Below are 12,591 nucleotides of genomic sequence, written 5' to 3'. Positions count from 1 at the left end.
ACTCAACTTTCGCAGCCCAAACTAGGCAGGTATACCTTGATATAGTTAGGTAATCCCGCAAACCAATACTGTAGTTGACTTTTGATTAACTTTTTGAATTTCTTGTTCGTTTTATTCAAAGCATCTTCAAGAAGCTCGATTAGTTGTTGTAATGCAACTGCCCAATCCAGTTCATTTACTTCGTCACAAAGTTCATAAAACATCCCGCCAAGTGTGCGGTCATCTGTACTACAGCGGTTTTGCCAAGACAAAAGGATATATCTTGAAAAGACAATCGTCGTGTGGCTGATTAGTGAATCATAGGATCTACCTTGAAATTCCTTTTGTAATTTCAACAGAGATTTTGTCGCCTTGAAAAAGACTTCAATGTCCCAGCGCATTCCGTAAATTCGAATAATCTCTGTTTCTGTTAACGTACAATCCGTACTTAAGATAGCTAACCATTCACTTCTTTTATTGCGATTTCGAACGAATACAACTTTTACTGGTACTCCGTTTGCCATCGTTGTATGAATAGAGCGCAAGATACTTTTGTTTCCCGATGCTGGTTTCGCTAGACGATAAAGTTCTTTTAAATTAACCCGTTTTTCATCAACTAAATAACGTTGATTGGTAGCTTTCACCATACCAATAACGTCTATACCTTGTTCCACAATCGATTGAATCAGTGGCTGCTGGGTAAACCAACTATCCATTAACACATAAGATGCGTCTATTCCTGCAGAAAGTGCCCGTGAAATCATAGATGGTAGTTGTTCTGGAGCTGTTTGTAGGGCTTCTTCCCGTCTTTTATAACCAGAAGTGCGTTTGTCTACTTTATTCGAAATATCATTGATTTTTGACTTCTTTGAGCTTAATAAGGAGAAGTCGACTGGCATGAAAGTGGCACCATCCGACCAACCAAGCGTAAGCATACGAAAACCTTTGTAAAAACGCATTTTTTGAGATGCGTGATCAAAACAGCGAGCCAGTAATTCTACTTTCTTACTCCGGTTCCGTTCATAGGCAGAGTCATCAACGATTAACACTTTTGGACGATCATTTTTGGTCAACCGACTTACTTTAGAAATGGTTGAAGTACTTAGTGAAAGTAAAAAACGGCGCCAATTATACTTGGAATAGTTTAAAAAGCGATAGATGGTGTCTTTCCCTGGCAGACTTTCTGATTTTTTGCTTTCAAGCAATCGGAACCAATTTTTCTGTTCGAAAATCAAACAAAATAGGAGCTGAAATAAATAAGCACAAGAAAACCCAAATCCTTTGGTGATACCGGCTTTCCGCAAATGTTTAAGCATCTCTAATTCATTAAAACCAGATTTTAATTCGGTTGGCATTTGATTATTTTGGTCATTATTCGCTATCATAGTAGGAGGCACCTCTTCTATTTGGTAGTTTTTTCTAGACAATTAAACTATACCAAAAGTGGAGGTGTTTTTCTTTTTTATAGTAGGCAGATGTCAAGGTCCATAATGAATTTCCAAAAGTACTTTACCAGATAAAGGTTAGATGTCATTTTTACTCTGCGAAAGTTGAGTTAGTTATATTAAATTACTTTATAACAAATTCTCAGGTTTGACACTAAGAATCGCAAAAAACGTTGTGATTTCAATGTTTTTGCGGTTTTTTTGCTGGCTAAAACAGCGTACTATTTTCCTTTTTCGTTTCTTTTAAATTTTATTTCATTTTGGATCACTATTTGAAGTAAAGAACTTAAAGAAACATTATAAAGATTCATCCCAATCCCAATAACACATTTTTTTCTACTTCCCTTTCAATTTAAGAAGATTTTCCCGGATTTTTGAATGAGGGTATTATGTTCAAATAAGACCGGAGATGTTTTTTTGTACGTCCATCGGAAAAGTATTATTTATCCCTTTCTCTTACCACCCTACTTGCATTATCAAAATGAATACTTTTCATCCCTTCAAAAAAAGTATATTTCTCACGTAAAACGTCAATCAGACTTTCATTATCAAGAGGAAGTTCTTCTAAATAATACTTCGAGAAATGAAGCCTACTTACGATTTCCTCTTCGCTTTGCGTAGTAGTCCCATGGCCTGGAACAAGGATCCGAATCGAATGATGATGTAAAATCTGTTCAGCAGTCCGGATCGTCTGTACGTAGTCTCTATAATTACTGAAAATGAATGGAAACTCTACATCGGATAAATAATCACCTGCAAGAAATATTCCATAAGGCTCAATCACTGTAAACAAACTATCCTTTGTGTGCCCAGGCGCAAGATAAAATGTTAAAGTCACTTTCCCCAACCTTAATGTTTGCACGTCTCGGGTTACAACAATATCCGCCGATGGATAGATTGATTTATAATTTCGCTTCAAATAATACATTTGATCAAATGCTTCAATTTCTCGCAATACTGCTTTTTTATTCGGATTTTGCTGAAACACCTTTGTAGCGATGACTTTTGCCTCCGGGAAGGCCCCTGCTCCAATAATATGGTCAATCACTATGTGTATAAATAATATATAATTGCCGGTCACCAATCATTTCATCAATACAAGCCCTAATTGTTTCTATTTCTTTAGGAAGCCATGTTGGATCCGTCATTATAACTGCATCCTCTGCTTGAATAATCGCCGAGGTTGTCATATATAGAGCACTTTGGAAAACAGTTATATGTTGATTTTGGAATTGAATCATAAGAATTCCTCCTGATTTTATCACGCATTAACGGTCTGTAATACCCCTACTGAATGAAGTTTCACTTTATGAAAATAGCCCAAATGATAAAACTCTCATTTGGGCACGTCCATTATTTTTTAAACTTTCCATTAAAAATAAAATTCTCTAATGGCATGCGTTGGTTCGGTTGTTCACGCTCTTGTAATACTTCAGGCAGTTTCTCTTTTTCATCCTGATAGCCAATCGCGACGAGCGCTTCTATATTATACTCATCCGGAATCTCGAGTACGTCCCGTGCTCTATCGAAATCAAATCCCGTCATCGGATGGGTAATCAGTCCTTTCCTATTCGCCTGCAGAGCTAAGAATGCCCAAGCTGCTCCTGTATCAAACGAATGCGAGCGGATCACATTCCCATCCCGCTCCTTCTTGGAAATGATCAACGCTAATACAGGTGCACGTGTACACCAAGCTAAATTCCCCTCATAAAGGAATGAATGGAACACTTCCCGCTCTTCCACTGTCTTCGCAAGGATGAATCTCCATGGCTGAAAGTTAAAAGTAGAAGGAGCCCAGTGGGCCGCTTCGAACAAAGCTAATAATGTATTGTCTGGCACCTCTTTTTCCGAAAATGAACGCGGCGACCAGCGCTCAAGAAACATCTCGTCAATATCATATTCGGATGTTCTGTACTTCCTCGTTTCTGTCATAACCATCATGTATTTCCTCCTTCATGCTTCTCATTATACAAAGAAACTGTATTTCTTGTATAAATCAACCTAATGAATAGACTACTACTGAATAAAATGACTTTGGTTGCTTTCTACATGCATAACATTCTTTGAACGCTCACGACTGAAGTTACGAGTATTCTAGGTTTAGTTTATTCATAAGAAGCGAAATCTAACTTTATAAAGTGAAACTTCATTCAGTGGGGATCCTTACCCCCTCCACTGAGTGTTAGCTGAACAGAATCTGGGATTTACGGACTGTATATCCCCCACCTTCACAAGTTAGGCTTCCCTCATGTTTAGAGGTCGGGGGATTACAAACCGTTAATGCGTGATAACAAGGATTTTCTGAATTAAAAGCAGAATGATTTGGAGGATTCTAGAGATAATGGGAGAAATGAGCCAATAAACGGGTTTATACTTTAGGACGCATAAACTCTACATTCTAAATCAACGTAAACAAGAACATACCATGTTTGAGTTAATGTTTTTAAATGCGTATAGTTAATAGGTAGATTATTTTTATGGATAAAAAAATACAGATGTGCATCGTTAGCTTTGTATATCAACAAAAATTACACAAAGAGGTGAAGGTATGCCGATTATTGAAGTTAAGAATCTAACCAAAGTGTTTGGAAGAAATACGAGACAAGCACTAAAACTTCTAGACGAAGGCCGCACGAAGGAAGAAATCTTAAAAGAAACTGGTGCAACGGTCGGAGTCAATCGCGCAAATTTCTCTGTAGAAGAAGGAGAAATATTTGTTATTATGGGGCTTTCAGGTAGTGGTAAATCCACATTGGTACGATTAATCAACCGCCTGATTGAACCGACACAAGGAAATATTTATATTGATGAGGAAGACCTTTCTAAAATGGATAAAAACCAACTAAGGGAAGTTCGCCGTGAAAAACTAAGTATGGTCTTCCAAAAATTCGGTTTATTCCCGCATCGAACTGTATTGGATAATGCCGCGTTCGGCTTAGAAATCCAAAAAGTTGATAAAGCGGAAAGGGAAAATCGAGCTACAAAAGCACTTGAAATGGTTGGACTTGGTGGATACTTGAACCAGAAACCAGGCCAGCTTTCCGGTGGGATGCAGCAGCGTGTTGGTCTTGCGCGAGCCCTCACAAATGACCCCAAGGTCCTTCTAATGGACGAAGCTTTCTCAGCACTTGATCCACTAATTCGAAAAGAAATGCAAGATGAACTCATCCAATTACAGTCGAAAATGAAGAAAACCATTCTATTTATTACACATGACTTGGATGAGGCATTGCGTCTAGGTGACCGGATTGCTTTAATGAGAGACGGGAACATTGTCCAAATCGGTACACCAGAAGAAATTTTAGTAAATCCCGCAAATGATTATGTGGAGAAATTCGTTGAAGATGTTGATAAATCCAAAGTGTTAACAGCCCACCATATCATGAAGCGTCCAGAAACCATTCAAATTGAACGACATGGTCCACGGGTCGCACTGGAAAGAATGCGTGAGGAAGGTATTTCTAGCATTCTCGTAACTGATAGAAACCGTAAATTAAAAGGTTATGTAACAGCAGACGACGCTTCAAAAGCAAGAAATGAAGATGTTAGGGATTTAAATGAAATTATTCGTACAGATATACCGAAAGTAGATAAAGAAACACCTTTACAGGATATCTTCTCTATCATCTATGACTCCCAGACCCCGGTAGCCGTTGTCGAGGATGGGAAGCTATTAGGTATTATTGTGCGAGGTGCTGTAATTGCAGCACTTGCTGGAGAAGGAGAGGTGACAAATGGTGCTTAATATTTCTAGTATCGTACCAAGAATTCCTGTTTCAGAAGGGGTTACTGATGCTGTTCGTTGGATAACAGATAAATTTTCCTTTTTATTCAACCCAATTAAGCAGCACTTCGGTAATCTTATGGAATTCATTTCAGAAACTGTATTGATGAATATCCCGCCATTCATTTTCATCCTACTTATTGCAGTTATTGCATTTTTCATAACAGGGAAAAAGCTCGGCCTTGCTGCATTCTCAATCGTTGGACTTTGGTTTGTTTATAACCAAGGGTATTGGGATCAGATGATGAACACGATCACGCTCGTCATTGTAGCGAGTTTACTTTCCATCATCATCGGTGTACCGGTTGGAATCCTGATGTCTAAAAGTAAGATTGCCGAAACTATCATCACACCGATACTTGACTTCATGCAGACGATGCCGGCATTCGTTTACTTGATTCCTGCCGTTGCTTTCTTTGGTATTGGAATGGTACCGGGTGTAATTGCTTCATTAATCTTTGCAACACCACCAACCGTTCGTTTTACCAACTTAGGTATCCGTCAGGTGTCTGCTGAACTAGTGGAAGCAGCCGATGCGTTCGGAAGTACCGGTTCACAAAAACTATTCAAAGTAGAACTTCCAATGGCTCGCCCAACCATCATGGCTGGCATTAACCAAACAGTAATGTTATCATTATCTATGGTAGTTATCGCTTCGATGATTGGAGCACCAGGTCTTGGTAGAGAAGTACTATCTGCCTTACAACGTTCTCAAGTAGGTCCAGGATTTGTATCTGGTGTAGGAATCGTTATTCTTGCAATTGTTATTGACCGTATGACGCAAAACTTAAGTAAAGAGAAGAAATCAAGCTAATGGCATCTTTTCCACGGAAAATGTTCCATAAATAGTAATGAGTTTTAATAAAGGAGAGATTTATATAATGAAGAAGTTCAATTGGAAACGTCTAGGGGTTGTATTAGGCTTATCTACGGCACTATTTGCTGCAGGTTGTGGCTCCGGAGATGATAGCTCATCTGAAACAGGCGACGATGCTGCTGGTTCTTTAAATGGTGAAGTTGAACTAGCTTATGTAGAATGGGATACAGAGATCGCTTCTACACATGTTGTTGGTAAAGTTTTAGAAGACTTAGGATTTGATGTTACATTAACTCCTCTAGATAACGCTGTTATGTGGGAAGCCGTTGCTAACGGTGAAGCAGACGGAATGGTTGCTGCTTGGTTACCTGGAACACACGAAGCTCAATTTGAAAACTATGGTGATCAGATGATTGACCTTGGCCCTAATTTAGAAGGAGCGAAAATTGGTTTAGTTGTTCCAAGCTATATGGATGTTGACTCAATCGAAGACTTATCGGATGAAGCTAACAAAATTATCACCGGCATCGAACCAGGTGCTGGAGTAGTTGCTGCTTCTGAGCTTGCTGTAGAAGAGTATGACAACTTAGACGGCTGGGAGGTTCAAACTTCTTCAAGTGGTGCAATGACGACCGAATTAAGAACTGCTTATGAAAATGAAGAAGATATTATTGTAACTGGTTGGTCTCCACACTGGAAGTTCCAAGCTTTTGATCTGAAATATCTAGATGATCCAAAAGGTACTTTCGGTGAAGCTGAAACAATCAACACTATGGTACGTGAGGGTCTAGAAGAGGACCTTCCGGAAGTTTATCAAGTTCTTGATAACTTCCACTGGTCTACAGAAGATATGGAAGAAGTCATGCTTAAAATATCAGATGGTGCTAACCCTGCAGATGCAGCCGCAGAGTGGGTAGAAAATAACCAAGATAAAGTAGACGAATGGACAGAAGGCATTGAAGAATAATTGATAAAAGGACTGGTATAGTTACCAGTCCTTTTTACTTTGAAAAATAGATTGTTTTTACTATAGAACACTAGTTCCTATTATGATATAATTGCCTTACCCCCAACGGGAAAGGGGGTGGACCTATGGAGGCAATGGCAATAATAGTAGCTTTCCTTGCACTGGTAACCGCAGTAGTTAATCTGACATCGGCTCTACTAAACGCAAGAAAAAAGAAAGACCATCGCTCGGGCAAGCGATAGTCAGCTATTATGGGCAAGGGAATAAACTCCCTTGCCTCCTCCATATTCTATTTTAAATATAACCGATTTATGCATGAATAGCAACAATTTAACGGTCAGCCAAACCAATTAATACGAACGTGGCAATCCTAACACATGCTGACCTAGATAAGCCAAAATCATATTATCATTCACCGGAGCGACTTGATACATCCTTGTCTCTCTAAATTTGTTCGACGACAAGAGCATCCGGCTGATTTCCCCTGATTTTGCGTAAATCCACGAGAAAAAGACTGATTCCGTCTGATTTCTTCTTTACTTTCTCTGAAGGAGTTGTGCGAGCGAGAACAAGGAGTAGATCTGATTGTGTGTGGCTTCATAGTAATGAGTCATTCTATTTCAAGTGTCCGTAATGCCTCTCTAATCGGCATTCTGCTTACCCCGATCATTTCTGCGAGTTCCGTTTGCACAAGCCATTTTCTCGGCTCAAAGTCTCCTCTTAAAATAGCACTTCTTCAAATACTGCAAACTTGGTTATGTAACATTTCCCGAGTACCGATTTGCAGATTCTTTTGTTTAGACATGTTAACGTCTTCCTTACGCGAGCTTCACTATTCTAAATTGTATCGCAGCAAGGAAGGAATATGAAGTGAAAAGTTGAAAGCAGCGTTTTTTCCTCACGAGTTTCAATCTTTTTTAGGCTGCTCCTCTAGACCATATAAAATCCAGCGATTTCCATATTTTCATTGACCGTTACCTGGAAGGTGATATCCGCGTCATTGAAGACTCCTTTAATTAATACCACTTCATGGTCTTCCACTTCCTCCGTCTCCTTATATTCAAAAGCAATGAAATCACCGAGCTGCTCTTCCAGACTCCCCCATATTTCTTGAAGTTCTTCTGCTCCGACTTGTGCAGCCATCGTTTCATCAAAATTTTCCGTTGCTTCCTCGTATTGCCCGTCACTCAATTGGTCAATAAATTCTTCCGCGACGACAACTGCTTCATCCCTCGTACCGTCTCCATTCTCATCCGTCGTCTGTTCTTCCGCTGGCTCTATACCTTCTTCTGGAGTTTCTACGGATTCCTCCGTGTTTTTTCCCCCGCTACAGCCTGCTAAAAATAAGATTGCTGCTATTAGTAAAAAACTTACCACCTGTAATTTCTTCATAAAGACTGTCCACTCCTTATTTTAGTTAAATTTTTCCAAAATCCACTCGCCAATATCTTGTATCACATTTTCATCCACTTGATTCGGATATTCATATTCCCGAAGCGTCCCTTCTCCCGCTCCTTCATAAGCAATGAAAAAATGATTCAATCCGGGATAGCTGATAAACGTTGCGTCATCATGATTTTCCAATAATTCTTGCCAATATGCATAATCTTTATCATAGAAAACTTGGAAATCGTCCTCGCCTTGCAAGATTAGTAACGGCTTATCCAATTCTCCGATATACGACTGGACATCATATTCAGCCATTTCTTTTAAATAATAGCCATTTATCCCAAATACAGTAACTTCTTTGGACTTCTCTGTCGTCAGCTTTTGTAAGTTTTGGGCCTTCTGATACTCTTCTTCTACGGACGCCAGCTGTTCCTTCTGTTCCTCTTCATTTGCGATGAGTTTTTCAATCAGGTATAAATTCTGTTCATAAATAATCTCCCATAAAGGGCGAGGAGAGCCAGCAAGACTGATAAGCCCAGCGAAGTCACCGCCTTCTGCATCGATCCGAGGCGCGAGCATTCCGCCAAGACTGTGACCTGCCAAGTAAACATGTTCCGGATCAATACGGGGATCAGACTTCACTAATTCAGCAGCCCGAATCGCATCTTCTACCGTCTCTTCATAAACCGTCAGATGAGCTGTATGTTTAGCCATCTCGTTACCGTACGCAAGGGTGCGCTTATCATACCGGATAACAGCAATCCCTTGTTCCGCAAGTCCCCAAGCAAGGTCGCGGAACGGCTTGTAGGCAAAAGCTGTCTCATCTCGATCTGATGGTCCGGAACCATGAACGAGCACCACTGCAGGAAATTTTCCTTCGCCTTCTTTAGGAAGTGTAAGCAGTCCTTCTAGCTCATATTCTGTTTCCTTGCCAACAATTATTTCCTCTTCTTTAATCGATTCCGGCAACTCCCTTTTAGTAAATCCGTCTGCTAAACTCAAGCCAACTAAACGCGTTTCCTTATTAAAAATCAAGCGAATATCAAAGTAATCCGTTGTGTACTCAAGACTCGCTTCTACAACATCCAGATCTTCCGTCAGGTTGTCCGCTTGCAAGGAACTTAATTCAACAAAGTCTCCCTCTGTTACTTTCTCTTCCCAATCGCGCGCAAGTTCAACCGCAGACAATGATTCCTGCAATTCATTGGAAAACCAAATTTCATATAGCTTATCATATTCCCCTGCTTGTAATAAACCTATCACTTCTTCCCCCGCTTCTTCAACTGTCGGTGCCGGCGGATCATCTTTAGCACAACCTATTAATAAAACAAGGATTATCAAGCACCCCAGCATTAGCCAATTCGTACGCATGGGCGTTACCTCCATTATGTATGTTCAATCACTTGTATTACGGAATAATTAGAAAAAGGTTTCGTCTTTACTTAACTAATCATCACAATTTTTGCTCATTGTTTCACTTAATAAAATTGAATAAGATCCGTTTTTTCCTTTCTTCTATGTTACCATAATGCAAAAAGGATTAATCAGATAGACCTGATTAATCCAAATGCACATAAGTGGTAAAGTATACACTTTTCCGACGGGGAGAGAATCAATGGTTGCAGGCGAATCCTAATAGCCCCAGCCAACATAGGATGTACCTACAATAATTAAAAGGATGAATAACACAACAATCAAGGCGAAACCTCCGCCATATCCACCATATCCTTTCACTTCACTCATTCATAACACCTCCTATCCCTTGATACGATTACTATATGAAATAAAATAAAAACGGTTATAGTTAGTAACCCAGTGATGACAATATGGAAGTCATTACTAGAGATTTTTGTTATTGAATATTTGAAATACCAATTGTTCACGTAATACATTTTTCACGCATTAACGGTCTGTAATTCCCCCACCTCTATACATGAGGGAAGCCCCAACTTGTGAGGGTGGGGAATATACAGTCCGTAAATCCCTGATTCTGTTCAACTAACATTCAGTGGGGAGGGAAGGAATTCCCCACTGAATGAAGTTTCACTTTATGGTTTTTTTGCTTATTATTTTGGCGAAAACCCCAGTATAACTGTCCCTTTAATATTTATTACTACTGCATACAATATTAAGAACTTTAAATATTTTGGAGGTGACATTGTGTCCGTTGAACATTATCATAAATTGTGTAATCATTATATGGGAAGAGCTGTAAGAATAAGAACCCATGATGGAAGGGTTCATCATGGAATTATCCGCCACGTTGACCGTAGAAGAGTATATTTAGAACCAATTCGGTCAAATAGAAATTTAGGTGGTTTTGGTTATGGATATTATGGATATGGATATGGATTTGGCTTTGGAATAGCATTAGGAGCAATTGCCGGTATAGCTTTAGCATCATTATTCTTTTGGTAGTCCTTTATCCCACAATGGCTTGAAAAATATTCAAGCCATTTGTTCCTTTTCACTTCAAGTTAAAAGTTATGTATTGGAGGGGTCGAATACATGTTTCCAGAAAGACCAAGACGACCTATGCCGTTCTATCCATATAGACAACAACGAAGGGCACCTAGGCATAGACACGGGTTTCCAAGGGATTCCAGCTTGTTTACAAATATGTGGACTCCCGATGGGGATTGGGATTTTGACAAAATGATTAAAACTGGAAGAAAAGCCATGGATTTATACAATCAGGTGAGCCCGTATATTACAAGATTTATAAGAAGATAAATAAGGGGGAAATGCTATTGGGTCATACGTACCTTGATTGTTTAGCCGTACTCGGAATTGGTGGAGCACATCCAGGGGGCCTAAAACTAACAAAAGAAATTCTTTCCGGGGAAGCGATAGATCAAAGTAAATCCATCCTGGAAATTGGATGTGGAACTGGTCAAACCTCTGCTTATATTGCCGAACATTATGGATGCGATGTTGTTGCTCTGGATAATAGCAATATAATGCTGGATAAAGCGAAACAAAGATTTGCTGCGATAAATTCAGTTATTGAAACCATCCACGGAAATGTTGAAAGACTTCCATTTGCTGATCATTCTTTTGATTTTATTCTTTCCGAATCTGTTCTGTCCTTTACCAATATTGCCTTATCCATCTCTGAATGCCAACGCTTATTAAAACAGGGCGGTAAATTGCTGATGATTGAGATAGTACATGAACAACCATTATCTGAAAAAGAAGAGAAGAAAATAAAAGATTTCTACGGATTTTCACAATTACTGAGTGAAAATGAGTGGGTAAGATTACTACGGCAAGGAGGGTTCGAGCAAGTAAGCGTCGAAAAACCTACAATAAAATTTGATGAACATGATTTAAAACATGCTACTGAATTTTCTCCATCAGAAAACGTAAGCCATGAATATTTTAATATCCTTAAGGAACATGAGTATTTATCAAATTTCTATAAGGATAATTTAGGTTATCGTATATTCCGATGTAGCAGCTAGTCACTTACTCATTTTTAGAGGTAGTATATTCTCTTTGAAGTTGAATTGCAGAAATCACCGCCCCGATGGCTTGGGTCCACGCCCCCACTTCGTCTAATAAACTAGCATCTACGTTTTCCGTTTGTTCCTTTATTCCAGAGATTGCTTGAATGCTATTGCCGACAACCTGTAAAAAATCCCCTTGAAAAGCAATAAAATCATTTTCTATTATTGCCGGTACTAACGCAAGGCCACCCCCTGCCACCTGAATAAGATTACCTCTAATTTCAAGATTGGCATTCTCTTTATATAACCCTGTAATAACAAAGAGATTTCCAATAGATTGTACCTTATTAGCAATTTTGCTTTCAGGGTTAATTGTAGCATCCGCCATTACAGCACTTCCAACAGCCTGCAAAATGTTTCCGGTCTTCGCTATAACTTTTCCATCATCTTCAACAAAGGGGGGATCAATTGCATTGATGATCGTTCCAACCGCTTGTATCCATGCCCCAATAACGATTTGATTAACAACCATGGGCTCACCTTTTTCGAAATTACTTCTACGCTTATCAGAAAGGTGGGTGGGACTTCTCTCAACAAACGGAGAAAAGTGCTTAAATTATTATATATAGATGTAAAAGAAATTGTGAGGATTAATTAAACTACCCGCTTCATTCTTCTTCAGATTCACGCTACAAATTACTTCACCAAATGGGACAAAGAACTTAAATAATATTGAAAGTGATGCCAATGATGGATATAAT

The 12,591-nt window shown here is 39.2% G+C and carries 15 protein-coding genes; 6 read left to right on the top strand and 9 right to left on the bottom strand.

Annotated elements, in window-relative coordinates:
• Nucleotides 1-2 precede the first annotated feature (2 nt).
• The 4 genes from GN217_RS13735 to GN217_RS13725 form a co-directional block, all read right to left on the bottom strand.
• On the bottom strand, nt 3-1,364 hold the full coding sequence (locus GN217_RS13735) for an IS4 family transposase (RefSeq protein WP_156857227.1): 1,362 nt from the start codon (nt 1,362-1,364) through the stop codon (nt 3-5).
• 499 nt (nt 1,365-1,863) lie between these two features.
• Nucleotides 1,864-2,472 carry an MBL fold metallo-hydrolase gene (locus GN217_RS13730; protein ID WP_370459788.1) on the bottom strand — a complete coding sequence of 203 codons (609 nt, stop codon included), beginning with the start codon at nt 2,470-2,472 and terminating at the stop codon, nt 1,864-1,866.
• A complete protein-coding gene (locus tag GN217_RS19440; RefSeq protein WP_370459787.1) occupies nt 2,465-2,665 on the bottom strand; it encodes a hypothetical protein in 201 nt (66 codons plus the stop codon). The genes GN217_RS13730 and GN217_RS19440 overlap by 8 nt, the downstream gene beginning before the upstream one ends.
• 112 nt (nt 2,666-2,777) lie before the next feature.
• Nucleotides 2,778-3,356: a nitroreductase family protein gene (locus tag GN217_RS13725; RefSeq protein WP_370459793.1), complete on the bottom strand. Its 579-nt coding sequence runs from the start codon at nt 3,354-3,356 to the stop codon at nt 2,778-2,780.
• Nucleotides 3,357-3,972: 616 nt separating this feature from the next.
• On the opposite strand from GN217_RS13725, the gene GN217_RS13720 reads away from it, so the two are divergent.
• From GN217_RS13720 to GN217_RS13710, 3 genes are all read left to right on the top strand, one after another.
• Nucleotides 3,973-5,169, top strand: a complete 1,197-nt coding sequence (locus GN217_RS13720; protein ID WP_156857226.1) for a quaternary amine ABC transporter ATP-binding protein — start codon at nt 3,973-3,975, stop codon at nt 5,167-5,169.
• Nucleotides 5,159-6,022 carry an ABC transporter permease gene (locus GN217_RS13715; protein ID WP_156857225.1) on the top strand — a complete coding sequence of 288 codons (864 nt, stop codon included), beginning with the start codon at nt 5,159-5,161 and terminating at the stop codon, nt 6,020-6,022. Before GN217_RS13720 ends, GN217_RS13715 begins: the two co-directional genes overlap by 11 nt.
• 67 nt (nt 6,023-6,089) lie before the next feature.
• Nucleotides 6,090-6,992 carry a glycine betaine ABC transporter substrate-binding protein gene (locus GN217_RS13710; protein WP_156857224.1) on the top strand — a complete coding sequence of 301 codons (903 nt, stop codon included), beginning with the start codon at nt 6,090-6,092 and terminating at the stop codon, nt 6,990-6,992.
• 610 nt (nt 6,993-7,602) lie between these two features.
• Here GN217_RS13710 and GN217_RS19320 read toward each other — a convergent pair.
• The 4 genes from GN217_RS19320 to GN217_RS13690 form a co-directional block, all read right to left on the bottom strand.
• Nucleotides 7,603-7,719, bottom strand: a complete 117-nt coding sequence (locus GN217_RS19320; protein ID WP_156857232.1) for a GntR family transcriptional regulator — start codon at nt 7,717-7,719, stop codon at nt 7,603-7,605.
• Between the two features lie 203 nt (nt 7,720-7,922).
• Nucleotides 7,923-8,384, bottom strand: coding sequence for a DUF3887 domain-containing protein (locus tag GN217_RS13700; protein WP_156857223.1), 462 nt, complete (start codon nt 8,382-8,384; stop codon nt 7,923-7,925).
• A 21-nt stretch (nt 8,385-8,405) separates the two neighbouring features.
• Nucleotides 8,406-9,752, bottom strand: coding sequence for an alpha/beta hydrolase (locus GN217_RS13695; protein WP_198042669.1), 1,347 nt, complete (start codon nt 9,750-9,752; stop codon nt 8,406-8,408).
• Between the two features lie 261 nt (nt 9,753-10,013).
• On the bottom strand, nt 10,014-10,124 hold the full coding sequence (locus tag GN217_RS13690) for a YjcZ family sporulation protein (protein ID WP_156857221.1): 111 nt from the start codon (nt 10,122-10,124) through the stop codon (nt 10,014-10,016).
• Nucleotides 10,125-10,541: 417 nt separating this feature from the next.
• On the opposite strand from GN217_RS13690, the gene GN217_RS13685 reads away from it, so the two are divergent.
• The 3 genes from GN217_RS13685 (at nt 10,542) to GN217_RS13675 (ending at nt 11,845) form a co-directional block, all read left to right on the top strand.
• The gene (locus GN217_RS13685; RefSeq protein ID WP_156857220.1) at nt 10,542-10,799 is read left to right on the top strand and encodes a hypothetical protein; all 258 of its coding nucleotides are present in this window, start codon (nt 10,542-10,544) and stop codon (nt 10,797-10,799) included.
• A 90-nt stretch (nt 10,800-10,889) separates the two neighbouring features.
• On the top strand, nt 10,890-11,114 hold the full coding sequence (locus GN217_RS19435) for a YppG family protein (protein WP_156857219.1): 225 nt from the start codon (nt 10,890-10,892) through the stop codon (nt 11,112-11,114).
• 17 nt (nt 11,115-11,131) lie between these two features.
• Complete coding sequence (locus tag GN217_RS13675; protein WP_370459786.1) at nt 11,132-11,845, top strand: class I SAM-dependent methyltransferase; 714 nt, start codon at nt 11,132-11,134, stop codon at nt 11,843-11,845.
• A gap of 4 nt (nt 11,846-11,849) precedes the next feature.
• Here GN217_RS13675 and GN217_RS13670 read toward each other — a convergent pair whose 3' ends face one another.
• Entirely contained in the window at nt 11,850-12,362 is a 513-nt protein-coding gene (locus GN217_RS13670; protein WP_156857217.1) for a DUF6944 family repetitive protein, read from the bottom strand.
• Nucleotides 12,363-12,591: the final 229 nt, after the last annotated feature.

The sequence above is a fragment of the Oceanobacillus sp. AG genome, from assembly GCF_009746545.1.
In the GTDB taxonomy this organism is placed as follows: Bacteria; Bacillota; Bacilli; order Bacillales; family Amphibacillaceae; genus Oceanobacillus; species Oceanobacillus indicireducens.
Note: the sequence above shows the minus strand (reverse complement) of the source record. Positions and strands in the feature narration are given on the sequence as shown.